We start from the raw sequence: 22,544 nt of genomic DNA on the forward strand, positions 1-22,544 counted from the left end.
ACGATTGCCCCTTTCTGTTTATATGTAATGGATAGCGCGTTTATTATTTTAGAGTGAACTTAGAAGTTCCCAATAATTTTAATCTCGTATCATAAACATTCACCATATAATTTCCTTCTTTGAAATCTCCTGCAGGCTTGCTAATGTAATCGCAAACATCTAAAGATTTGTTCTCGTAGTAAAAACCAGTTCCTTTGCTGTAAGTTACAGAAGCACCAGAATCATTAGTTTTAGAGTAGCTTTCCCCTAATACGTTACCTTGTGGGTCAAGAACTTCAATAAAGAATTCTCTATCGCCAGCTTGAGCAATTACGTTATCAGCAACAGTAAAACAGATTTTAAATTTATCAGTTCTCTTAGCTCTAGAAGTAGAAACTAATTTTCCGCTGCTACGTTCTTTAACAGCATCAACACTAAACTTAGATAAATTAAGAGCTGAACCTTTTTCAACAACGTCTGCCAATTGTGTATTCTGTACAACTAAAGAATCATTAAAAACAGTTTGCTTCTCTAATTCTGTGTATGTGCTATCTCTCTGCATTGCAATAAAAGTGTTCGACTTGGTAAGTGAATCAACTTGTTTCAACAATTGAGCTCTTTCTTCTTTTAACACACCAACTTGTCTTCTGTATCTTGAAAGCGAAGAAATATCACCTTTCATACTTTTTACAGAATCAATATATTTTGCAATGTTATCTCTAGCAGAAACCAACTCTTCGTTAGTAGCGTTGCTTTCTAAAATTGCCTTATCATATTCAGACTTTAAGCTATTTAAATCTTCAACTACTAATTGCTTTTCTTGAGTAAGCGCAGTTTCATTTTTCTTTTTTTCTTGGTAAAGACTAACGGTGTATATTATGGTACCCAAAAGAACCACACCTAGCAATCCTGCTAGCACCTTCAATCCATTGTTGCTTTTTGTTTCAGTCATAATGTTAAGATTTATTACTAATAAAAATTATTGGTTTGTATCGCTTTATATACGGTAGGATTTTCTTTTTAGATTTTTTGATGTAAAAAAATCAAATAATATATCAATCAAAAGATTATGATATGGTAACTTTAAACTATAGTTCTCAATTAGCTCTAGTTTATGTCAATTAAAATTATACCGTTCAAACCTGCGTATGCTCCCATTTTTAAAGAGTTAAACCAAAATTGGATAGAGCAATATTTTACGGTGGAACCTAAAGACCTTTACCTATTGGAAAATTGTCAGGAGCACATTATAGATAAAGGCGGATATATCTTTTTTGCGAAAAAAGAAGATACGATTACAGGATGTTTCGCTCTTTTACCTGTAAGCAACACTACTTTTGAGTTGGGTAAAATGGCTGTTTCAACAGAGTTTCAAGGTCTAAAAATAGGCCAAAAGCTATTATCATTTGCTATAGAATTTGCAAAAGAGAAGTCTTGGGAAACACTTATTCTATATTCTAGTACTAAATTGGATAATGCCTTACATATTTACAAGAAATTCGGATTTAAAGAAGTGCCTTTAGAGAAAAATTTAGATTATACTCGTAGTGATATAAAAATGCAATTAACCTTATAATAAGAACTTTATGAAAAAAATATTATTTATACTGATAAGCTCTAGCATTCTTTTTCTTGGCTGCAAAGAGAATAAAAAAGATGCTACAGCAGGTCAAGATATAACTGTTGAAGCGAACGATACCGTGGAAGCTATTTCTATGAACAAGGACGAGAACTCAGAAGTAAAAATAACCCCTATTGAACATGCTACCGCCGTTTTGGAATGGAACAATATTACCATTTATATAGACCCTGTAGGTGGAGCGGAAGCTTTTCAAGGATATAAATCTCCCGAACTTATATTGATTACCGATATTCATGGAGACCATTTTAATTTAGAAACTTTAGAAGCACTAGGTACGGACAAAGCTAAAATAATAGCACCACAAGCAGTTGCCGATAAGCTACCGGAAGTTTTCACCCCACAGATAGATGTATTGAACAATGGCGAAAGCAAAGAACGTTACGGAATTACAATTGAAGCTGTTCCTATGTATAATTTAAGGGAAGAAGCCTTAAAGTTTCACGAAAAAGGGCGTGGTAATGGCTATATATTGACTTTTGGTGACCAGCGTGTTTATTTTTCTGGTGATACCGAAGATATTCCGGAAATGAGAAGCTTAAAAGATATAGACCAAGCTTTTATTTGCATGAACCTGCCTTACACTATGACGCCTGAAAGTGCCGCAGATGCTGTTTTAGAATTTAAGCCAAAAAAGGTCTATCCTTATCATTACAGAGGTAAGCCCGATGTTAGTGACGTTTCCAAATTCAAAGAATTGGTAAACGCCGGTGATTCTAATATTGAAGTAATTCAATTGGATTGGTATCCGAACGAAGCTTATTAAACAAAAACATATACCCATAAAAAAAGCTCTTAAGGATTTCCTTAAGAGCTTTTTTTTATTTAAAACTGATTACAAATTAGCGAATCAATTTCTTATACTTAATACGTTGTGGAATTAAATCTCCACCCAAACGTTTCTTCTTATTTTCTTCGTAATCAGAGAAAGAACCTTCAAAGAAATAAACTTGAGAATCACCTTCAAACGCTAAAATATGTGTACAAACACGATCCAAGAACCAACGGTCGTGAGAGATAACTACTGCACATCCTGCAAAGTTCTCAAGACCTTCTTCCAAAGCACGTAATGTATTTACATCTAAATCGTTAGTAGGCTCATCTAAAAGCAATACATTACCTTCTTCTTTTAAGGTCATGGCCAAATGCAAACGGTTACGCTCACCACCAGAAAGCATACTTACTTTCTTGTTTTGTTCACTCCCCGTAAAATTGAATCTACTCAAATAAGCTCTAGAATTTACTTGGCGACCACCCATCATAACAAGCTCCTGCTCATCACTAAAGTTCTGCCAAATTGTTTTTTCTGGGTCTATATTTGAATGGCTTTGATCCACGTACGAAATCTTAGCTGTCTCACCTACTTCAAAATCTCCTTTATCAGGCGTTTCTTCGCCCATAATCATTCTGAAAATTGTGGTCTTACCAGCACCGTTTGGCCCAATAATCCCAACAATACCAGCTTGCGGAAGTTTAAAATTTAAGTCTTCGTATAGTAACTTATCATCGTATGCCTTACTAACACCTTTAGCCTCTAGTACATTTGTACCTAAACGTGGACCATTAGGGATATAGATTTCAAGCTTTTCATCAAGTTGTTTTTGGTCTTGACTCATTAACTTATCATAATTGTTCAAACGTGCTTTCTGCTTTGTCTGACGGCCTTTTGCTCCTTGACGAACCCATTCTAGCTCTCGCTCCAATGTTTTTTGTCTCTTAGAAGCTGTTTTATTTTCCTGTGCTAAACGTTTCGATTTTTGATCTAACCAGCTGGAGTAGTTTCCTTTCCAAGGTATACCTTCTCCTCTATCCAATTCCAAAATCCATCCCGCTACGTTATCCAAAAAATACCTATCGTGAGTTACGGCAATTACAGTACCCTTATATTGAGCTAAGTGATGCTCCAACCAATGCACAGATTCCGCATCCAAGTGGTTAGTAGGTTCATCCAGTAATAATATCTCTGGTTCTTGAAGTAATAAACGACAAAGCGCTACACGTCTTCTTTCCCCTCCAGAAAGCACTCCTATCTTTTTATCAGGCTCTGGAGTACGCAGAGCATCCATTGCTATTTCTAGTTTCGTATCAAGCTCCCAGGCGTTTGTTGCATCAATTTTATCTTGAAGCTCCGCTTGCTTATCCATCAACTTCTGCATCTTATCTGCGTCTTCGTATACCTCAGGAAGACCAAACATGTCGTTGATTTTATTGTACTCATCAAGTATGGCAACTGTCTCACCCACACCTTCTTTTACAATTTCAAGAACGGTTTTATTCTCATCTAGTTCTGGCTCTTGTTCCAAGTAACCAACTTTATATCCAGGAGAAAAAACAACATCTCCTTGAAAGTTCTTATCCACTCCTGCTATAATCTTAAGCAAGGTAGACTTACCCGATCCGTTCAAACCAAGAATACCAATTTTGGCACCGTAGAAGAAGCTTAGATATATGTTTTTAAGAACAGGCGTATTCGCGTTCTTATATGTTTTGGTGACTCCAGACATGGAGAAAATCACCTTCTTATCATCAGACATAATATATTGTTAAGTAATTTATTAAAAGGATATTATCTAGTTTATTTAAACTCTTCCTTTAAGTGCATTGAACACCCAAGCTATAGCAAAAAACCCTATCCCTACTGAGGCAAACCCCCAACCAGCAACTTCATCGTATCTAAAAGCCCCTAAAGCTATTAGTGCTAGACCCACAAAAATCATTATAAATGTGGCCCATGCCAAAACGGTATTTTTATTCATTTCCATGTTAATTCGGTTTCAATTTCGGTAACTTCAAATATCGTAAATTTTAAAATATTTTAAGGCTCTACGTCTGCTTTTGTTCTTCAAAAGGAAAAATAACTCCTGATTTTTGTCGTACTTCATAAAGAAGCTGTGCTAAATCCAAACTATTCTGGTGACTCCACATAGTACTTTCCTGTTTTCCAGAAGCTAAACAAGCTTGCACTTCTTCAATTTCATAGGTATAACCTTTACCATGTGTAGGCAAATTATAATCAATTACTTCCCCTTCTCGCTCAATAGAATACCCTTGTGCTTCATGCCATCTAGGATGGAGAAAAATACTGCCATCGCTCCCTGATATCTCGGCCTTCATTTCAGATTTAGAATTTAATCCACTGTAAAGAATAGCCTGTGCATCATCATAATCAAAAATCATAGAAGTCTGCATCTCCACTCCCGTCTTAAAAAAATGAGATGATGCCTGAATTTTCTTAGGCATTCCTAATAATAAATACGAAATAAAAATTGGGTAAATACCAACATCTAACAAAGAACCACCCGCCAAATCAGGATTTAACAATCGGTTTTCAGAATCTCTTCCTAGTGCGTAAAAAGCAAAATCTGCATGAATAAACGCTATAGGTCCAATTTCACCATTATCTACCAGTTGCTTTGTCTTTTGAATAGATGGATTAAAGCGACTCCATAATGCCTCCATTAAAAAGACTTTGTTTTCTTTAGCTGCGGCAATCATTCTTGCTACCTGCTCCGGGTTTACTCCCATTGGTTTTTCACAAAGAACATGTTTGCCTTTTTGCATAGCCCTAATACTCAAATCTTCGTGCGACGTGTGCGGAGTAGCTATATAAACTACATCCACCTCATTAGACTCAAAAAGGGCTTCATAACTATCAAAAGTATGAGTAGCCCCATACTCTTTAGCAAATTCTTTTGCTTTGTCAATACTCCTAGAAGCAACAGCAACAAGGCTTCCCCCCGTTACCATAGCCAAATCTTTCGCAAAAGTATGGGCAATACTTCCCAAACCTACAATTCCCCAACGTACTCCTTGTGCCATATGATTTTCAGTTTTTTCAAATGTAAACAATTTTACTCCTTATCTTTAAGCAATAAAAAGTCAAGGCTAAAAAAATGAATTTGAAATTTAATAAGAACGAAGATCACAACAAATTACTTCTAAGCGACCTTAAAAGGCGCTTTGCTCAAGTAAAATTAGGAGGTGGCAAAGCTCGTATTGAAAAGCAGCATGCTCAAGGTAAAATGACAGCTCGCGAACGTATAGATTATCTTTTAGACAAAAATAGAGATAGTGTTGAAATAGGCGGCTTTGTAGGTGACGGCATGTATGAAGAACATGGGGGTTGCCCATCTGGTGGTGTAGTTATTAAAATAGGTTATGTTTCCGGTAAACAATGTATAGTTGTTGCCAACGATGCTACAGTTAAAGCGGGAGCTTGGTTTCCTATAACAGGAAAGAAAAACCTTCGTGCACAAGAAATTGCCATGGAAAACCGCTTACCTATTATTTATTTAGTAGATAGCGCTGGTGTTTACCTCCCGTTACAAGATGAAATTTTTCCGGACAAAGAGCATTTTGGAAGAATCTTCCGAAACAATGCCATAATGAGCAGTATGGGTATTACCCAAATATCGGCTGTCATGGGCAGTTGTGTTGCCGGTGGCGCTTACTTACCTATTATGAGTGATGAAGCTCTAATCGTAGATAAAACAGGTAGTATTTTCTTAGCGGGAAGTTACCTTGTTAAAGCCGCTATTGGCGAAAGTATAGATAATGAAACTTTAGGAGGAGCTACTACGCATTGTGAAGTAAGCGGAGTTACCGATTATAAAGCCAAAGATGATTCTGATGCCTTAACGACCATTAAGAACATCATGGATAAAATTGGTGATTTTGATAAAGCTGGGTACAATAGAAAACCTGCTCTGAAACCTAAAGAAAATCCCGAAGATATTTTTGGTATTCTACCTGCCTCTAGAGCAGACCAGTATGATATGCGCGAAATTATTAAGCGCTTAGTAGACGAATCCGAATTTGAAGAATATAAAGAAGGTTACGGTCAGACCATTTTAACCGGTTACGCAAGAATTGATGGCTGGGCCGTTGGTATTGTCGCTAACCAAAGGAAAGTGGTTAAAACCACAAAAGGAGAAATGCAGTTTGGAGGAGTCATTTATTCAGACTCTGCTGACAAGGCAACCAGATTTATTGCCAATTGTAACCAAAAGAAGATTCCGCTTGTATTCTTGCAAGATGTTACCGGGTTTATGGTAGGCAGCAAGAGTGAGCATGGTGGCATCATTAAAGATGGAGCCAAAATGGTTAATGCCGTCAGTAATTCTGTTGTTCCTAAGTTTACTATTATTATTGGTAATAGCTACGGAGCTGGTAACTATGCCATGTGCGGAAAAGCGTATGACCCAAGATTAATAGTTGCATGGCCGAGTGCCGAGCTTGCTGTAATGGGTGGGAATTCTGCTGCAAAGGTGCTTCTTCAAATTGAAAAAGCTTCTCTAAAAAAGAAAGGTGAAACACTGACAGAGAAGAAAGAAACCGAACTTTTCAATAAAATAAAAAAGAGATACGATGACCAAGTTTCTCCATATTATGCAGCTTCACGTCTTTGGACAGATGCTATCATAAACCCTTTAGATACGCGTAAATGGATATCTATGGGGATAGAAGCCGCTAATCACGCTCCAATAGAAAAAGATTTTAACCTGGGCGTTATTCAGGTTTAGTGGAGTTTAATATTTAAAAAAAACTAAAAGGCAATCTTATCTAAGGTTGCCTTTCTTTGTATTTTACCACTCGCGGTCTCTATAAAGCTATCTACCAAAAAAATCTGCTTTGGTATTTCGTATTTATTGAGGAAAGTGAGTTTTTCTATTTTCTCTTGAAGCACAGGTACTTCTTGGATTCCTTCAACAATCAAAACCAGCTTTTGACCTAATTTTTCATCTGGAAGTCCCGTTACAAAAAAACGAGTTTCTAAAATTGGTGATATTTTTGCCTCTATCTGTTCTGTGAACAATTTTACACCTCCGGAGTTTATAATATTATCAAAACGACCTAACCATTTAAACTGTTTGTCCGAAATTAACTCGACAATATCATTGGTGTAGATTATTTCATCGGAAACCAATGGTGCGTTAATCACTAAGCAACCTCTTTCATCCATGGTAATTTCTACATCGGCTAAAATTGAGAACACATCCAAATCTATATCCGATACAATCAACTCCCCTAAAAGTGGCTTTACTGCTATATGGGTTATGGTCTCTGTCATACCATAGGTTTCATAAACATTGGTTCTCTGACTGGCATTCAAAAATTCTTTTTTCAATGTATAAGAAACTGGTGCGCCACCAACAATAAGTTTCTTTACGCCGTCCAACTCATTCAGTGAGTTTCTAAATTGCAAAGGAACCATGGCTACAAAATCATAGTCACCCGTAGTTTCCGTCAAAGGATTTGATGATGGAGATACACAATCTATTGAAAGACCTAAGATCATTGCTCTCACCAACATCATCTTACCGGCAATGAAATCTGCAGAAAGACACAATAAGGCTCTATTACTAGGCTGAAGCGCAAAGAAACTACCAGTTGCTGCCGCAGAATTAACCATCTGTTGCTTTTGCAACGTAATGGGTTTAGGTTCCCCCGTAGACCCAGAAGTATGTACTATTATAGTTGATTTATCATTTAACCAATCTATAAGAAAATCGCCTATTGATTTTTCATACTCCTCGCCTTCTTTCACTAGACTATAGGCCACCTCTTTGAGCTCTACTTTTGAATAAGAGCGCCCATTTAGTTTAAATTGCCTATGAAGGTCTTTGTAAGTCAGAGTTGTCATTTTGTAGCGCTAAAAATATTTCTTCGGAAGGCACATCGCCTGTAAGTCGGTCTTTCCAATTAGACCAATTGTACTTTTTTGAAAAGATGTAAAGTAGTATCGGGTAAACAACAAATACGGGAACCAAAACATCCCATCCCAAAACTGGGTCTGAAACGTCACGGTATAAAGAATCCGTTTGAAAGGCTGTCCAGTCTGCCGTCACCAAAAGTGCTGAAATTATGTTATTTGCCGCGTGAAAACCCAAGGCCAATTCCAAACCTTCATCCATCAATGTAATAATACCAAGAAAAAAGCCAGTACCTATATAAAAGATTAAAATACCATACCCCAATTTAGTAACCTCCGGGTTAAAAATATGCATGAGCCCAAAAAGTAACGAAGTCACCATTAAAGGCAACCAACGATTCTTTGCGATAATTCCCAACCCTTGCATCATATAACCTCTCATATAATACTCTTCCATACTAGTCTGTATAGGCATCATCAAAATAGAGATGATAGCTAAAATTACAAAAGGGCCTACTTTAAAGTTGAACTCATAATCTTCAGGGGCCAGAGCTATACCAACAAAGATAAATGCAGCCGAAATCAGCGCCCAAATAGCAAACGCAAAGAATATTCTCTTATAATCGATTTTCCTTCTTGATGTCGTTAGCTCGGTAACCGTCTGCTTATGTACTATTTTCACATAGGCAAAAAGGCTTATTAAGCCTATAGCAAAGGTTAAAAGCATATAAAAAAGCAGCGTGTTGGCTCCTAAAATATCTGCCATCACCCCCATATCACCAGACCCAAGAACTTCAAGCGAATCTGCTTTAACCAAAAGTGCAGCAATCAAAGGAATGCCACCTATTACCTGCCAGAAGACAAATACAACTAAAAGCCCTAAAACATACCTCCAAGAATCACTTAAACCCTTATAGGCTTGTGCTATATACATAAATCATCTATTAAATTGTTCTTCCAATTTTTGTTGCCCATATAAAATAACTGCCCATTTTGAACAGCCAATGGAGATTCAAAATTATTTGTATACAGACTTCCTGTACCTAAACCTTGAGGCATTGGATTTTGCAATGTGTAGGTCCATTGTGCGATAGCACTTAACCCTACGTTACTTTCAAGCGCACTGGTAATCCACCAGCCTATATTCATTTTTTTTGCAATTCCAATCCATTCCTCACATCCTTTATAACCTCCTACTAAACTAGGTTTAAGAATAATATACTGTGGGTTTATGGTTTGTAGCAATTTCTCTTTTTTTGTTACACCAAAAACTCCTATTAATTCTTCATCTAAGGCTATGGGCAATGGAGTTGTTGCACATAATTTATGCATAGCGGTGTGTTGCCCTTGCTTAATAGGCTGTTCTATGGAATGAAGTGAAAATTGGCTTAACGCCTCTAGTTTACGTAAAGCATCCTCAGGTGTGAAAGCACCATTAGCATCTACCCGTAATTCTATTTTTGACGCATCATATTTTTTTCTGATAGATGACAGAAGTTTGATTTCCGTATCAAAATCTATTGCGCCTATTTTCATTTTAATACACCGAAAGCCTTCTGTTAACTTTTGAGCTATTTGCTCGTGCATAAATGATTCTGCCCCCATCCAAATGAGCCCGTTAATGGCTATTGGCAGCTGTTCAGTAGTAAAACTTGATGGATATAATAGAAACGGATTGTCCGCAGAAAGGGACAAAAAAGCTTGTTCTACGGCAAATTGTATGCTAGGAAATTCTATTAAAGCTTTCCAAAGGTCATCTTTACCTAAGTGGATGTTTTCACAAGTCCATTTTAGCTTATCCTCATAACCTTCAACATCATCAATACTCAACCCCCTTAAAATACCACATTCTCCTATTCCTTGCTTTCCGTTATTATTCAGAATCAAGAACCAGGTCTCTTTCTGAGTTAGCACCCCACGCGAAGTTCCGCTGGGGCGCTTAAAGTTTAAAATGTATTTTTTGTAGGTTGCTTGCATAATTAGCTTCAAATTTAGCTATATTTTACCTCTTAAATACCCTAAATGGCTAGCATAAATAACAAAACCGTTTGGATTACCGGAGCCTCTTCAGGAATTGGCGAAGCGTTGTCTTACGAATTGAATAAAAAAGGATGTAAACTGATATTAAGCTCCAGAAAAACGGAAGCTCTAGAAAGGGTAAAAAATAGTTGCCAATATCCTGATGCTGTAAAAATACTTCCCTTAGACATTACTCAATACGACTTAATGCCTTCAAAAGCCAAGGAGGCCATTGCTGCTTTTGGTTCTGTAGATGTTTTAATTAATAATGCAGGTATTAGCCAACGTTCGTATATCATTGATACGGATTTTGATGTCTACAAAAAACTTGTAGATATTAATTACTTAGGAACTGTAGCGCTTACAAAAGCCATTCTGCCCTATTTTATTGAGCAGCAACATGGCCATTTTGCAACGGTAACTAGTCTCATGGGAAAATTTGGTTCACCTATACGCTCAGGATACTGTGGATCAAAACACGCGCTTCATGGTTTTTTTGATGTACTACGTATGGAACATGAAAAAGATGGTATTAATGTAACTCTCGTTGCTCCGGGATTTGTTCAAACAAATATTGCTAAAAATGCCTTAGTTGGTGATGGTAGTGCTAGAGGTCATGAAGATGATGACAATGCTAACGGTTTAACCACGAATGATTTTGCGAGAAAAATGATAAAGGCTATAGAAAAAGAAAAGTTTGAAGCCTATATGGGTGGCAAGGAAGTTTTAGGAATTTATCTTAAACGATTCTTTCCTAAATTATTACATAGAATTGTATTAATAAATACAGCAAAAAGATAAAAATTTAGCTAAAGTTAAACCAATAGCGAACACCATCTTCGGCAGTTTTATCAATGTTTAAAGTAGTCTGTAGCTGATTCGCCAAACGGTTCATTAATCTAATACCCATAGATGAATTGGCTCTTTCATCTGTATCTTCTGGCAAACCAATACCATTATCAGAATATTCAAAATATCCTTCTTTTTCACCAATTTTACGAATATGGATATAAATTTTACCATTTTCATCATCATCAGGGAAAGCGTATTTGAAGGAGTTTGAAACGAGTTCATTCAGCATTAAACCAAATGGAATGGCTCTATCAATATCTAGTTCAACGCCTTCTGCATCTACTGTAATGTTTATATTATGTCCTCCTTTTTTATAGACCGATTGAACACTGTTTATCAAACTCTCTATATAACTCTGCATTTCAATAACCGACAGGTCTTCGTTTTGATATAATTTTTGGTGAATCAAAGCCATGGCTTTCACCCTACTCTTACCTTCTTCCAAAGCTTCAATAGCCGCTTTACTTCTAGTATTTTTGGTCTGCAAGCTCAATAGACTGGAAACCATCTGAAGGTTATTCTTTACCCTGTGGTGAATCTCTTTTAAAAGCGAATCTTTTTCTACAAGGGCATTTTCAATGATATATTTCTGCTCTGCAATTAGACGTTGGTTTTTAATACTCTTTAGATAAGCATAAACCAATCCAGCAAATCCTACCAGAGTGAACAATAATGAAATAAGAACCAAGTTTATGTTCCTTTCTTTCGCCATCATATCTACACGAGACTTTTCTAACGCAAGCTTCTGCTCAGCTAACATGGTCTGAGATACAGCAAGGTCTTGCCCCATTACGGTGGCTAACTGCTGTTTTCTTAATTCTGATTGATTATCCAAAACAGAATCACGTACACGAATATTTTTCTTTAGATAAATTGAAGCATTCTTGTAATCTTCGGTCCTGTCATAATACAAAGCAAAAAGTCTGTTCTTACGCAGCAGGTTCTTAGTTGTCTTCGTTTCAAGGTTGTCACTCAAGAAGTCTGTAGCTTTTCCATAATCTTCCAATTGAAGATAACATTCGCTAATAGCCAAACTGTTTTCTGTTATTTCAGAGGAAAGATCTTTGGTTTTGTGTTTTTTGAGGGTGTTTATAGCACTTTCTAAATGCGGTATAGCTTCCTTATACTGCTTCAGGTCTACATGACATTTTCCAATATTACCTTCAATTATTCCTCTTAAAAGATTAGCCTGCTCTATTTCCTCTTCAGATTTTTTTCTGGTAATAAGGTTCATGTAAACATCTATGTACCCTTTAGCTTTTTTGTAATGACTTAAAGCCGTTGGTGCAGACTCATCTAGTCTTAGATAGTTACCTAAATTATTGTAGTATTCTGCTTGGGCATAAAAGTCATTCTCCTCAATGGTCTTCTTGACATTATCTATGTAATGCTCCATTGCCTTTCTGTACATGCCTAAATTGGCATAGATATCATAAAAAGCAACATTCTCATTAATCCCTAGCTCTCTCTGCTCTTTACGAATTTCAATTTGCTCCGTATACATGGTAAGCTGACCATAATTATCATCCATTATATCCAATAACTTGGACTTTAGATAAATATCTAAATCTTCCTTCTCGGCATAAAGTTCTTTGGAAATGGCCAAACTCTTATCATAATCACCTAAATCATAATAAATTCGGGCCTGAATTAGTTTATAACGCTCTATTTCTGCGGAGTCTTCATCTTTTATTGCCGCATTTAGATAAAGGTTAACCAGGTCTAACCAGTCATAGGTAGAAGTCTCCCTATATAAATCTTGTGCATTAAAAAAGAAGGTGAGTTTTTCATCTGGGGTTTCAAAATCCTGAAACTGTTGAAACAGATTCTCTTCTGTGTCATTTTCTTTTTGCGCCGATACAACGACAGACAGAAAAAAAACTGCCCAAATAAAAATGGTATTTTTATAGTAAATGTTGTTCATATATCTAAATGAAACAAAATCAAAAAACATTTTGCCCTGTTCATACTAGGTTACTCTATTAGCCTATGGTATTCTGTCTTAATACCCACAAAAACAACATTTTATCAAAATAAGGTCTTATCTAAGCTAAACTATTTAATTGGTTATTTAGTCCATTTACTTATAAAGTTAGAAAAAAGGACTGTAACAAAATAATCTATTTTGAGAACCGCTTAAAATAAGTGCAACATACGAATCTAATGTCCTTATTTTAAGGTGTTTTTACAATGGTAAAAATAACACTTGCATATAAAGAACCAACCACCATTGTTGTGAAAGTACATTTAGTTGTGGTTTGAACTTTTTATGTATTTACTTTTTACAACTTGTATTTACCTGTCTTGATTTACAATTTTAAATGTAGTTGTACTGCTAAATTTTTTAAATTAAAAAGGAACCTAATCTTGTGAGACTAGGCTCCTTTACGAGAACACTATATGAAAATGAAAATTCTTATTTGCTTTTGTATATATCACTTCTGTAATACATGACTAAACTATTGCTTTATGGGTAAAAACGAAAAAGAATGTTGTGAAACCCCCAAAAGTTGTGGTGAACGCTACTTTTAGAGAATAAAGAAAGGGGAACATTATAAATGCTCCCCTTTTTCAATACTTTGAATTTTATTTCTTATGAATTCATTGCCGAGATAATGAACTCCTTAAAATCTTTTGAAATAGGTATTAGTGTATCCTTTATCATGATGTCTTTTGAGTTGATAGCATCAATGTGATCTACATTTACGATGTAAGACTTATGCGCTCTGTAGAACTTATTTTTAGGTAATTTTTCTAAATAATCCTTTAACGGAGAGCGAACCAAAAATTTCTTATCTACCGTATTTACTTCCAGATAAACATTATCTGCTTTAATGAAACGAATATCACTAAACTGAATACGATAATATAAGTGTTGTTTCTTAACAAAAATAGAATCCTTCAAAACCGTATTGGACATAGGAACATCTTCCTGGTTCTCTACTACTGCAGCGGCAGATTCATCTGATCTAGTAAAATTAGAAAGTGCTATTTCAATAGATGTATATAAATCTTGTTGCTCAAAAGGTTTTACTAGATACCCATTTGGCTTAACCATCTTAGCATTTTCTACCGTAGCCCTATCTGAGTTAGAAGTCACAAAGATGAAAGGTATATCATAATTCTCACGAATATGCCTACCCAAGTCAATTCCTGTTTTATCGGAAGCTAAAATAATGTCAATCAAAACAAGATCAACATGTTGTGTTTTTAAAACTTCTACGGCTTGTTCATAGACAATAACGTTGTCTACAATCTCATACCCTATTTCTTCGAGCATAGATTGCATATCATCGGCAATGATTACGTTATCCTCTACGATTAGAATTCTAATTGGTTGTTCCAAAATGGTTATTATTTAGTAGGTTCATATTCTAAATTTACAAAAAATTATTACAACTGATGTACATCAGTACGGACAAAAGAAAGGTACTTAACGCTAACTTCTTTAGCTCAGGATCTATTTCATTATTTTTATTTGTTGCGTATACCCTTTTCATGTGCAAGAAAATAGGTACAAAGGAAATTAAAGGTAAAAAAATTCGCCATCCTTGTAAATTCAACACTGAAAATACCAGAATACTCAGAAACGCAATAATCAATAATGCGTAGTGATAAATTTTACCGTTTTGAAAACCTATAAAAACAATGAGCGTATTTTTATTTACTTTTTTATCTGATTCATAGTCCCTCAAATTATTGAGGTTTAAAACTCCTACACTTAACAAACCAATGGCTACCGCTGGTAATATTGATATCGCATTAAGTTGTTTTGTATAAAGAACCATAGACCCCATAACGGCTAACAAACCAAAGAAAAGAAAAACAAATACATCTCCCAATCCTCTGTAACCGTAAGCTGAATCTCCAATTGTATATTTTATTGCTGCCCAAATACTTGCTGCGCCAAGAATTACAAATAACAAAGGATACATCATGTTATCAAATCCGAAAGCAAAATATACAAGAGCGATGACTAAAATAAAATCTATAATTATGGAAAAAATTATTCCTTCCTTTAATTCACTTCTTGAAATACTTCCACTTTGAAGTGCTCTTTTGGGACCTATTCTTTCTTCGTTATCCGTACCTTTTACTCCATCGCCATAATCATTGGCAAAATTAGAGGTTACTTGAAAACCAATGGTTGTAAACAGCGCCAGTACAAATACTACTGTATCTTCAAAGCCATATAAATTAGCTAAAGCTGTACCTACCACAATACCTGAAACGGATAGTGGTAGTGTTCTTAACCTAGCCGCACTTATCCAAGCTTTAATATTTGTCAAAACTACTGAGGGGATTCAATCTGGATTCTTTTTCCTTCTTTATAGGATGCAACAAAAGCATCTTGAAAACCAAGATCTACTAGTTGTTCGCGAAATTTCTGAGCTTCTTCCAAAGTTTCGAAATTGCCTAATGAATATGAATAAAATGGATTGGTTTTTACAAAAATGGTGTTGGTAAGTGCTTCAGAAGCAAGTGTCATATTGTTATCTACAAATGACTTTATCTGTACTGAATAAATTTTTTCTTTCTCTAAAAATTCTTTGGCCAAATAAAATTCTCGCACCAAACTTAACTCTTCGTTCTGTTGCTTTAAATTGTCTATTCTAGATTTAATAGCATCTAGGCTATCTATAGAAACCAATAAATTACTAGGACTTTCAAAATTGTTAGAAACACTTCTCCCCGCTGTAAAAGAAAAAACAGTTAGACCGCCAATAAGAAACAAAGCCGTTACACCAGCAAGCAAATTACGTTGAACTTTTTTCTTTCTAAGTTCCTTATTCTTGAACTTTATCTGATCAAGAAGACGTTCATTTATAATTTGCGCCTTGTCTATATCTTTGTGCAACTCTAGTAAGTCGCTTTCTTCTATAAATGGCATATAATTATTTTTTCGAGGTTACACTGTTAAAGTTAACCAAAATACCGAAAGATCGATGAAATGCACTCCCAGAATGTTGCAAAATTACCATATTCTGTGGTATAGATTAATATTTACGATGTTAAAAACATTCCGTTCATCGATTAATCTACTGTTGCATTTCCAAAAAACCCTCGTTTTTAATTAGATAGCATGTATGCCATCGTCCTTAATTTCAATCTTTCTTTCTTTATACAGTGTACCCACACCCTTCTTAAAGGTTTTCTTACTCATTTGAAGCTCTCGCTTAATGAGTGCAGGGTCTGATTTATCGTGAAGTGCCAAGTACCCACCATGGGCCATTAACTTTTTATATATTGCTTCTGCCGCTGGCTCAAGTAATTTCTCTCCTATAGGCTGCAATGAAATATCTAACTTATTATCTGGACGAATATTCTTAATGTACCCCTTGGTTCTATCACCAACGGCTACATGTTTGTAGATTTCATTAGAATACACCAATCCTTTGTGTTCATCATTTATTATGACTTCCCAACCTAAATCTGTTAAGCGTGTAAAAAGTAATTCTACTTCTTCACGTTCACGAACCGTAAGTTCATCATTACTTATAAACTTATCTAATTTATTTGACCCAACCAGCCTAAAAGAAACTTCGTCCATATAACAGCGTACCACGTACCACTGCCCTTCTTTCATCTTGTCTCTTTGCTCACTGAACGGAACAAGTAAATGCTTCTCAAGACCCCAGTCTAAAAAAGCCCCAATTTTGTTTACTTCGGCAACTTGTAAAAACCCAAATTTATTCCTGATAACATGAGGGGTTAACGTAGTAGCTACTGGCCTTTCCTCGTGATCCAAGTAACAGAAAACCTTTATCATATCGCCAATATCAATAACCTTTGGCACATACTTATTTGGCAAGAGAATTTCTGTACCTGTATTACTCCCTAAAAAGAGCCCAACACTAGTATCTCTAAGTACTTCTAACTCGTTATAATTTCCCAGTTCAATCATACTACAAAAGTAACTTTAAAATTTGGGTATAAAAAAACCGTCTGCTATAAAGCAAACGGTCTAAATTACATTTTGAAAATCTTACTTGTTATAAACAGCAGCTTTTTTGAAGTGCTTACAAAGCATATAATAGATTACTGCTCTATGCTTGTTTCTGTTAGAAGAACCATACTTTTCTACTACAGACTTCACAGCCTCCATTAATTTTGGGTCGTCAGACATACCCAACTTTTTCATTAAATAATTTTTCTTCACGGTTTCTAGCTCTTTATCATCAGAACCTGAAACTTTAGAAGCATCAATATTGTAGATTGCTGGACCTAGGCCCACAGTTACTTTTGTCAGAAGATCCATATCTGGAGCTTCTCCAAATTTGTCCTTAATGTCTGCAGCATACTTTACAATCAAATCGTCTCTTTTACTCATAATAGTTAGTGTTGAAAATGTTAATGGTTTATGTTAATTCCCTCGAAGATATAAAATCAAAATAACCGAGCAAAATTTTGTTGTTTATAAATCTTGGCGTATGGACCTCCAAAATTTTTGGTTTGTCGGATTTTTTGTAAAAATCTTTGAGCCTGTCATTCAGACTAGTTACCCCATTTACTAACATATATTCAAAGCCAAATTGAGCACTTAAGTGTTCAACATTTTTCTCATGAGCCGTTTCAAAAAAAGTAGCGAAATTTTCAGTTTCTTCTTGACCTGGTAAGATTCTAAAAATGCCTCCGCCATCATTATTTATAATAATTATTCTAAAATCTGGACGAATATAATTGTTCCAAAGACCATTGCTATCGTAGAAAAAACTGATGTCGCCAGTAATTAATAACGTAGGAGTTTTAGCATAAAATGCAGATCCAACTGCAGTAGATGTACTCCCGTCAATACCACTAGTTCCTCTATTACAAAAAATTTCCAGACTAGGATCTAAATTAAATAGTTGGGCATAACGCACCGTAGAACTATTAGCCAGTTGCACGTGATGATTTTCAGGAATTGCTTTCAATATATTATAAAAAGCTAACATATCCGAGAACGGAATTTGCTTCATATAATCCTCACGTTTTATTTCATATTGTAATCGGATTTTATTCCAAAAATAAAAATAATCACTGGTTTGAGGTTCTATTCGATTCATGAAATCAGCAAAAAAACTATTTATACTAGTCCTAAAATGATGTGTTAATGAAAAGAAAGTGTTGAATGCCTTAAGCTCATCAATATGCCAATGATGCTCTGGTTTGTACTCCCGTAAAAATGCCTTTATTTTTTTTGACACAACAAGACCACCAAAAGTCAATAACACCTGAGGTTTCAACTTTTCAAACAACATTCTAGATTCCTCACTTTTCTCAATGGGCGCAATAATACTATCTATACTCGTAAAGAAATTTGGATGATGAAGGTTAGATGTAGTTTCCGTTAAAACTATAACAGATGGATCAGTTGCCAGTTGATCTAAGAATTTTTGTTCTACCTCATTAGGTGGATTAACGCCCACTAATACTATCTTTTTTGAGGAAGCATTCCAAATATTGACATAGTTCTGTAAATCTGAAATATCTAGTTCTTCTTTATCTCTTACAGGAACAATAAGCGCTTTTACTGAAGGTTCCGTAGTAGTGTCATAAAGGGGTTCTTCAAAAGGAACGTTTATATGTACCGGTAACTTAATCTGCATTGCCACGTTAAGTGCGGTATTCAATTCACTATCATTATAATCTTGTATTTCTTGCTGTGCGGTATCCTTATTTTCCTCGGATAACCACTCAGGCTTATATTTCTCTACTCTTTTTACAGCATGAGAAACATCTTGTTTTAAATTGGCCGAATAACCAATATGCCTATCAAAAACATTATCCTGTCTTATAGTCTGCCCATCACCAACATCAATTTTATAAACTGGCCGATCTGCAGAAATTATAACTAGCGGAATACCGCTGTAAAATGCTTCTGCCACCGCAGGGTAATAATTCAATAAAGCACTTCCTGAAGTACAAACCACGGCAACGGGCTCATGTAATTGCTGTGCTATACCTAATGCAAAAAAAGCAGCACTACGTTCGTCCACGACACTAAAACACTTAAAATAAGGGTCTTCACTAAAATCAATCGTTAGAGGTGCATTTCGCGACCCTGGGGAAATCACTATATTTTTTATCTTTTTCGCCTTGCAGTGTTGCACTATCAATTGGGCGGAGGGTATGCTAGAGTATCTCATGAGTTACAAAAATACAACGGTTGTATTTCTTAAACCAATCTTGTTTAAATTACTCTGTTGCCATTATCACCTTTAGCATAGTCTTACTCTTAGCGACCGTCTCGTTCCACTCTTTTTCAGGGTCTGAATCTTTAGTAATTCCCCCACCAACATAAATCTGCAGGTTATCTTCCTTTAATTGCATACAGCGCAAATTCACAAAAAGCGTGGTGTTTTTAGAAATAGAACGATACACATTATTCTCCGTATTCCTAGGGCGATTATTTCTGTTCCTTTCCGTCTTGAAATTCAATTCGCCTAAAAAACCGGTATAAAACTCACGGTCATAATTCTCTTCCTTTAGAATAAATGCCTTTGTTTTCTCTTTGGGCATACCGCAAACGGCAGGTGTTGGATGAAGTGCTTTTACAACCTCTCCAAGTTTTTCTTGTTTTGCATTACCTGATATTTTGGTTCTAAGATGCATTAATGAGCCGGCCTTAACGGTTTCCGTTGGCATTCGTTCTAAGCCCGAAACCTTACCATCCAAAGCTTTAAGAATGTAATTTGTTACCAACTGTTGCTCTTCCAGCTCTTTATTACCCCAATTAGGGTTTTCATCATTGCCATAATTTTGAGTACCTGCTAAAGACATTGTCGTAAGTTTTCTATTGTGCATAGTCAATAGAATTTCAGGAGTTGCCCCAAGCCACATCCCTACTTTTGGATGATACCACAAATAACAAAATGCAGTCTTATATTCATGCAAGAGGGTCTGAAATAAAATTAAAGGAGAAGCATCGGTTTTTAACTGTATACCTCTTGAGAGCACTACTTTATCAAAACTTCCCGCCTTAATTTGGGCAATACCTTTCTTTACTAACTCCAGATGAAAGTCCTTCTGTTTTGTGTCTACACCTATTTCAATGTCTTGTGATGGCGCATTAGCTTCTTCCGGGAAATGAGTAAGATTAAGAATTTCGTCTAACTTCAAAAGTACGGCAGCTCTATCTGAATCAAATGGAGCAAAAACAAATCCTGTTTCTGAATAGTCATTTAGGTGATGCAACTCTTCATCGTCTTGAAAAATGGCAGTAACGCCTTTCTCATTAGGTTTACGATAAGCTACAAAAGGTAATTTATTCTCTAGGTGAGATTCAATTTTTTGAAAAAAATCCAAGGGCATTATTTTTTCTTTGGTAAAGCTATTGTGGTCAATTTACAGAACGAGACCAGTTTACCTTCTTCATTTGTAATCTTAATTTCCCACAGCTGGGTAGTTCTTCCTTTATGCAAAATAGTAGCTTTTGCAAACACATCGCCATCACGAACACCTTTAACATGGTTGGCAGAAATTTCAATACCACGTATGGAAAATTGTTGTGCATCAAGAAAAATATATGAAGCCATACTACCTATACTTTCCGCTAAGGCAACCATAGCGCCACCGTGTAAAACTCCATCTGGTTGGTGAACTCGTGAGTTAACTGGCATCTTTCCGACCAAAAAATCTTCACCCACATCTACATATTCAATTTGTAGGGTCTCCATCAGTGTGTTTTTTGAAGATTCATTGCAAACCTTCAGTATTTTTTCCTTGTAGGCGTCCATAACTACTATTTTTTTCAAAATTAAGCATTACGTCATCAATAAAAGCCATTACTTTTATAGAGATTTTTGTTCTATGGATTATTCTGAAAATACGGTGTCTTACACCACCACAAATAGCTATGCTACGTTAAACTCGCTCACAAGTCAAACTAAAAACGTTTGGATTGTACTGCATGGCATTGGTTATTTAAGTCGATATTTCTTAAGGTATTTTGATGAACTGCCGCCTGAAGAAAACTATATTATTGCACCTCAAGCACCATCAAAATACTATTTAAACAATACGTACAGGCGCGTTGGAGCAAGTTGGCTTACTAAAGAAGCTACAGGGCAAGAAACGCAAAATGTTTTGGCCTATCTAGATGCTGTGTATGCCGCACAAGAGTTTCCGGAAAATTGTAATTTTATAGTACTTGGGTACTCACAAGGAGTTTCGATTGCCACAAGATGGGTAGCCCAAAGAAAGATAAAATGCAATCAATTGGTGCTTTATGCTGGAGGTATTCCCAATGAATTAAAAGTCTCTGACTTTAATTTCTTAAAAGAAAATCACACCAAGGTGACTACATTGGTTGGGGACACAGATGAGTATATAACTAAAGAGAGACGGGAAACCGAATCAAAAAAAATTGAACATCTATTTGGAGGAAAAGCAGAACAAATTTTCTTTGAAGGCGGTCACGAAATAAAAAAAGAACTCATCCAAAACCTGGTATAATGAACACAGCGTTTATTTTAGAAAATGAATTGGTGAAGCTCGTTCCTTTAAAAAAAGAACATACCAAAGAACTCTGGCCGATTGCGCAGCAAGTAGACCTCTATCAATATGGTTCTAATGATGTTTCTACAATTGATAAATTAGAGAACTACATAGAGACGGCTTTAACTGAAGCAAAGCAGGAAAAATCTATTCCTTTCACTATTTATAATAGGACGACCAATATATGTGTAGGGAGTACCCGTTTTGGAAATATTGATCAAAAGAACAAGGTATTACATATTGGCTGGACATGGATTTCTCCTGCCACCCGTGGTACGGGTTTTAACCATCAAATGAAATTTTTAATGCTAAGCTATGCATTTGAAAAGATGGGTTTTGAGAAAGTTGAATTCCGAATTGATGAGCGAAACATACGGTCTAGAAAAGCCGTGGAAAAATTAGGCGCAAGTTTAGAGGGAATCCTCAGAAAAAATGTTATTACCAAAAGTGATTTTAGAAGAAGTTCATGCTGTTACGGAATCTTAAGAGAGGAATGGGCAGGTATTAAACAAACAAAATTTAAAGATTTTATATGAATCAAGCTATAGCACAAGTAACCCTAGTAGTTAAAGATTATGATGAAGCCATTGCTTTCTACACTAATAAGTTAGGCTTTAAACTGATAGACAACATTCAATTAGATGACAACAAAAGGTGGGTTACGGTATCTCCTCCTAGTCTAAACGGATTATCGCTTTTACTAGCTGAAGCTACGAATGACGAACAGCGAAAAGCTGTAGGAAACCAAACTGGTGGTCGTGTTTTTCTATTTCTACACACCGATGATTTTTGGCGAGATTATAAAAAAATGAAAGACCAAGGGGTAGAATTTAATGAAGACCCTCGTGAAGAGCCATACGGAACCGTAGTAGTTTTTAAGGACTTATACGGCAACCTTTGGGATCTTATCGAAAGAAAGTAATC

23 protein-coding genes are annotated in these 22,544 nt (G+C 35.7%); 7 read left to right on the forward strand and 16 right to left on the reverse strand.

Annotated features, from left to right (window positions below; translation table 11 throughout):
* Window positions 1–43: 43 nt before the first annotated feature.
* A complete protein-coding gene (locus tag HW347_RS05600) occupies window positions 44–931 on the reverse strand; it encodes a hypothetical protein (RefSeq protein ID WP_155596159.1) in 888 nt (295 codons plus the stop codon).
* Between the two features lie 162 nt (window positions 932–1,093).
* Between HW347_RS05600 and HW347_RS05605 the strand changes: the two genes are divergently transcribed.
* Window positions 1,094–1,555, forward strand: coding sequence for a GNAT family N-acetyltransferase (locus tag HW347_RS05605; RefSeq protein WP_214610944.1), 462 nt, complete (start codon window positions 1,094–1,096; stop codon window positions 1,553–1,555).
* A gap of 10 nt (window positions 1,556–1,565) precedes the next feature.
* Window positions 1,566–2,384, forward strand: coding sequence for an MBL fold metallo-hydrolase (locus HW347_RS05610; RefSeq protein WP_214610945.1), 819 nt, complete (start codon window positions 1,566–1,568; stop codon window positions 2,382–2,384).
* 76 nt (window positions 2,385–2,460) lie between these two features.
* On the opposite strand, the gene ettA is transcribed toward HW347_RS05610, so the two are convergent.
* The 3 genes from ettA to HW347_RS05625 all read right to left on the reverse strand — a co-directional run bounded on the left by ettA (window position 2,461) and on the right by HW347_RS05625 (window position 5,437).
* Window positions 2,461–4,152, reverse strand: a complete 1,692-nt coding sequence (ettA, locus tag HW347_RS05615) for an energy-dependent translational throttle protein EttA (RefSeq protein WP_214610946.1) — start codon at window positions 4,150–4,152, stop codon at window positions 2,461–2,463.
* A 45-nt stretch (window positions 4,153–4,197) separates the two neighbouring features.
* Window positions 4,198–4,380 carry a CAL67264 family membrane protein gene (locus HW347_RS05620; RefSeq protein ID WP_214610947.1) on the reverse strand — a complete coding sequence of 61 codons (183 nt, stop codon included), beginning with the start codon at window positions 4,378–4,380 and terminating at the stop codon, window positions 4,198–4,200.
* Between the two features lie 61 nt (window positions 4,381–4,441).
* Complete coding sequence (locus HW347_RS05625) at window positions 4,442–5,437, reverse strand: Gfo/Idh/MocA family protein (protein ID WP_214610948.1); 996 nt, start codon at window positions 5,435–5,437, stop codon at window positions 4,442–4,444.
* Window positions 5,438–5,511: 74 nt separating this feature from the next.
* On the opposite strand from HW347_RS05625, the gene HW347_RS05630 reads away from it, so the two are divergent.
* Window positions 5,512–7,140 (forward strand): acyl-CoA carboxylase subunit beta, encoded by a 1,629-nt coding sequence (locus tag HW347_RS05630; RefSeq protein ID WP_214610949.1) that lies wholly within the window; start codon window positions 5,512–5,514, stop codon window positions 7,138–7,140.
* A gap of 23 nt (window positions 7,141–7,163) precedes the next feature.
* On the opposite strand, the gene HW347_RS05635 is transcribed toward HW347_RS05630, so the two are convergent.
* From HW347_RS05635 to HW347_RS05645, 3 genes are read right to left on the reverse strand one after another with little or no spacing between them, the layout of a single operon-like run.
* Complete coding sequence (locus HW347_RS05635; RefSeq protein WP_214610950.1) at window positions 7,164–8,261, reverse strand: AMP-binding protein; 1,098 nt, start codon at window positions 8,259–8,261, stop codon at window positions 7,164–7,166.
* Window positions 8,230–9,204, reverse strand: coding sequence for a CPBP family intramembrane glutamic endopeptidase (locus HW347_RS05640; RefSeq protein WP_214610951.1), 975 nt, complete (start codon window positions 9,202–9,204; stop codon window positions 8,230–8,232). Before HW347_RS05640 ends, HW347_RS05635 begins: the two co-directional genes overlap by 32 nt.
* Window positions 9,195–10,247, reverse strand: coding sequence for an o-succinylbenzoate synthase (locus tag HW347_RS05645; protein WP_214610952.1), 1,053 nt, complete (start codon window positions 10,245–10,247; stop codon window positions 9,195–9,197). The genes HW347_RS05640 and HW347_RS05645 overlap by 10 nt, the downstream gene beginning before the upstream one ends.
* 45 nt (window positions 10,248–10,292) lie before the next feature.
* Between HW347_RS05645 and HW347_RS05650 the strand changes: the two genes are divergently transcribed.
* The gene (locus tag HW347_RS05650) at window positions 10,293–11,090 is read left to right on the forward strand and encodes an SDR family oxidoreductase (protein ID WP_214610953.1); all 798 of its coding nucleotides are present in this window, start codon (window positions 10,293–10,295) and stop codon (window positions 11,088–11,090) included.
* Between the two features lie 4 nt (window positions 11,091–11,094).
* Here HW347_RS05650 and HW347_RS05655 read toward each other — a convergent pair whose 3' ends face one another.
* From HW347_RS05655 to HW347_RS05695, 9 genes are all read right to left on the reverse strand, one after another.
* Window positions 11,095–13,065, reverse strand: a complete 1,971-nt coding sequence (locus HW347_RS05655; RefSeq protein WP_214610954.1) for a sensor histidine kinase — start codon at window positions 13,063–13,065, stop codon at window positions 11,095–11,097.
* 669 nt (window positions 13,066–13,734) lie between these two features.
* On the reverse strand, window positions 13,735–14,487 hold the full coding sequence (locus HW347_RS05660) for a LytR/AlgR family response regulator transcription factor (RefSeq protein ID WP_155596148.1): 753 nt from the start codon (window positions 14,485–14,487) through the stop codon (window positions 13,735–13,737).
* Between the two features lie 34 nt (window positions 14,488–14,521).
* Window positions 14,522–15,361 (reverse strand): 1,4-dihydroxy-2-naphthoate octaprenyltransferase, encoded by an 840-nt coding sequence (menA, locus tag HW347_RS05665; protein WP_394370272.1) that lies wholly within the window; start codon window positions 15,359–15,361, stop codon window positions 14,522–14,524.
* A gap of 71 nt (window positions 15,362–15,432) precedes the next feature.
* Window positions 15,433–16,032, reverse strand: a complete 600-nt coding sequence (locus tag HW347_RS05670) for an SPOR domain-containing protein (RefSeq protein ID WP_155596146.1) — start codon at window positions 16,030–16,032, stop codon at window positions 15,433–15,435.
* Window positions 16,033–16,215: 183 nt separating this feature from the next.
* On the reverse strand, window positions 16,216–17,046 hold the full coding sequence (locus HW347_RS05675; protein ID WP_214610956.1) for a CvfB family protein: 831 nt from the start codon (window positions 17,044–17,046) through the stop codon (window positions 16,216–16,218).
* Window positions 17,047–17,127: 81 nt separating this feature from the next.
* Window positions 17,128–17,472: a DUF2853 family protein gene (locus HW347_RS05680; RefSeq protein WP_155596144.1), complete on the reverse strand. Its 345-nt coding sequence runs from the start codon at window positions 17,470–17,472 to the stop codon at window positions 17,128–17,130.
* A gap of 28 nt (window positions 17,473–17,500) precedes the next feature.
* On the reverse strand, window positions 17,501–19,270 hold the full coding sequence (gene menD / locus HW347_RS05685; protein WP_214610957.1) for a 2-succinyl-5-enolpyruvyl-6-hydroxy-3-cyclohexene-1-carboxylate synthase: 1,770 nt from the start codon (window positions 19,268–19,270) through the stop codon (window positions 17,501–17,503).
* 49 nt (window positions 19,271–19,319) lie between these two features.
* Complete coding sequence (locus HW347_RS05690; RefSeq protein WP_214610958.1) at window positions 19,320–20,435, reverse strand: chorismate-binding protein; 1,116 nt, start codon at window positions 20,433–20,435, stop codon at window positions 19,320–19,322.
* Window positions 20,435–20,860, reverse strand: coding sequence for a PaaI family thioesterase (locus tag HW347_RS05695; protein WP_155596141.1), 426 nt, complete (start codon window positions 20,858–20,860; stop codon window positions 20,435–20,437). The genes HW347_RS05690 and HW347_RS05695 overlap by 1 nt, the downstream gene beginning before the upstream one ends.
* Before the next feature lie 73 nt (window positions 20,861–20,933).
* Here HW347_RS05695 and HW347_RS05700 point away from each other — a divergent pair, with 73 nt between their 5' ends.
* From HW347_RS05700 to HW347_RS05710, 3 genes are read left to right on the forward strand one after another with little or no spacing between them, the layout of a single operon-like run.
* Entirely contained in the window at window positions 20,934–21,578 is a 645-nt protein-coding gene (locus HW347_RS05700) for an alpha/beta hydrolase (protein WP_214610959.1), read from the forward strand.
* Window positions 21,578–22,156 (forward strand): GNAT family N-acetyltransferase, encoded by a 579-nt coding sequence (locus tag HW347_RS05705; RefSeq protein ID WP_214610960.1) that lies wholly within the window; start codon window positions 21,578–21,580, stop codon window positions 22,154–22,156. The genes HW347_RS05700 and HW347_RS05705 overlap by 1 nt, the downstream gene beginning before the upstream one ends.
* On the forward strand, window positions 22,153–22,542 hold the full coding sequence (locus HW347_RS05710; protein ID WP_214610961.1) for a VOC family protein: 390 nt from the start codon (window positions 22,153–22,155) through the stop codon (window positions 22,540–22,542). The genes HW347_RS05705 and HW347_RS05710 overlap by 4 nt, the downstream gene beginning before the upstream one ends.
* Window positions 22,543–22,544: the final 2 nt, after the last annotated feature.

Source organism: Zobellia barbeyronii, from assembly GCF_018603515.1.
In the GTDB taxonomy this organism is placed as follows: domain Bacteria; phylum Bacteroidota; class Bacteroidia; order Flavobacteriales; family Flavobacteriaceae; genus Zobellia; species Zobellia barbeyronii.

Excerpts from the sequence above, each read along its gene's own strand:
- HW347_RS05600 (WP_155596159.1), bottom strand. The coding sequence starts at position 931 with ATGACTGAAACAAAAAGCAACAATGGATTGAAGGTGCTAGCAGGATTG.
- HW347_RS05605 (WP_214610944.1), top strand. The coding sequence starts at position 1,094 with ATGTCAATTAAAATTATACCGTTCAAACCTGCGTATGCTCCCATTTTT.
- HW347_RS05610 (WP_214610945.1), top strand. The coding sequence starts at position 1,566 with ATGAAAAAAATATTATTTATACTGATAAGCTCTAGCATTCTTTTTCTT.
- ettA (WP_214610946.1), bottom strand. The coding sequence starts at position 4,152 with ATGTCTGATGATAAGAAGGTGATTTTCTCCATGTCTGGAGTCACCAAA.
- HW347_RS05620 (WP_214610947.1), bottom strand. The coding sequence starts at position 4,380 with ATGGAAATGAATAAAAATACCGTTTTGGCATGGGCCACATTTATAATG.
- HW347_RS05625 (WP_214610948.1), bottom strand. The coding sequence starts at position 5,437 with ATGGCACAAGGAGTACGTTGGGGAATTGTAGGTTTGGGAAGTATTGCC.
- HW347_RS05630 (WP_214610949.1), top strand. The coding sequence starts at position 5,512 with ATGAATTTGAAATTTAATAAGAACGAAGATCACAACAAATTACTTCTA.
- HW347_RS05635 (WP_214610950.1), bottom strand. The coding sequence starts at position 8,261 with ATGACAACTCTGACTTACAAAGACCTTCATAGGCAATTTAAACTAAAT.
- HW347_RS05640 (WP_214610951.1), bottom strand. The coding sequence starts at position 9,204 with ATGTATATAGCACAAGCCTATAAGGGTTTAAGTGATTCTTGGAGGTAT.
- HW347_RS05645 (WP_214610952.1), bottom strand. The coding sequence starts at position 10,247 with ATGCAAGCAACCTACAAAAAATACATTTTAAACTTTAAGCGCCCCAGC.
- HW347_RS05650 (WP_214610953.1), top strand. The coding sequence starts at position 10,293 with ATGGCTAGCATAAATAACAAAACCGTTTGGATTACCGGAGCCTCTTCA.
- HW347_RS05655 (WP_214610954.1), bottom strand. The coding sequence starts at position 13,065 with ATGAACAACATTTACTATAAAAATACCATTTTTATTTGGGCAGTTTTT.
- HW347_RS05670 (WP_155596146.1), bottom strand. The coding sequence starts at position 16,032 with ATGCCATTTATAGAAGAAAGCGACTTACTAGAGTTGCACAAAGATATA.
- HW347_RS05675 (WP_214610956.1), bottom strand. The coding sequence starts at position 17,046 with ATGATTGAACTGGGAAATTATAACGAGTTAGAAGTACTTAGAGATACT.
- HW347_RS05680 (WP_155596144.1), bottom strand. The coding sequence starts at position 17,472 with ATGAGTAAAAGAGACGATTTGATTGTAAAGTATGCTGCAGACATTAAG.
- menD (WP_214610957.1), bottom strand. The coding sequence starts at position 19,270 with ATGAGATACTCTAGCATACCCTCCGCCCAATTGATAGTGCAACACTGC.
- HW347_RS05690 (WP_214610958.1), bottom strand. The coding sequence starts at position 20,435 with ATGCCCTTGGATTTTTTTCAAAAAATTGAATCTCACCTAGAGAATAAA.
- HW347_RS05695 (WP_155596141.1), bottom strand. The coding sequence starts at position 20,860 with ATGGACGCCTACAAGGAAAAAATACTGAAGGTTTGCAATGAATCTTCA.
- HW347_RS05700 (WP_214610959.1), top strand. The coding sequence starts at position 20,934 with ATGGATTATTCTGAAAATACGGTGTCTTACACCACCACAAATAGCTAT.
- HW347_RS05705 (WP_214610960.1), top strand. The coding sequence starts at position 21,578 with ATGAACACAGCGTTTATTTTAGAAAATGAATTGGTGAAGCTCGTTCCT.
- HW347_RS05710 (WP_214610961.1), top strand. The coding sequence starts at position 22,153 with ATGAATCAAGCTATAGCACAAGTAACCCTAGTAGTTAAAGATTATGAT.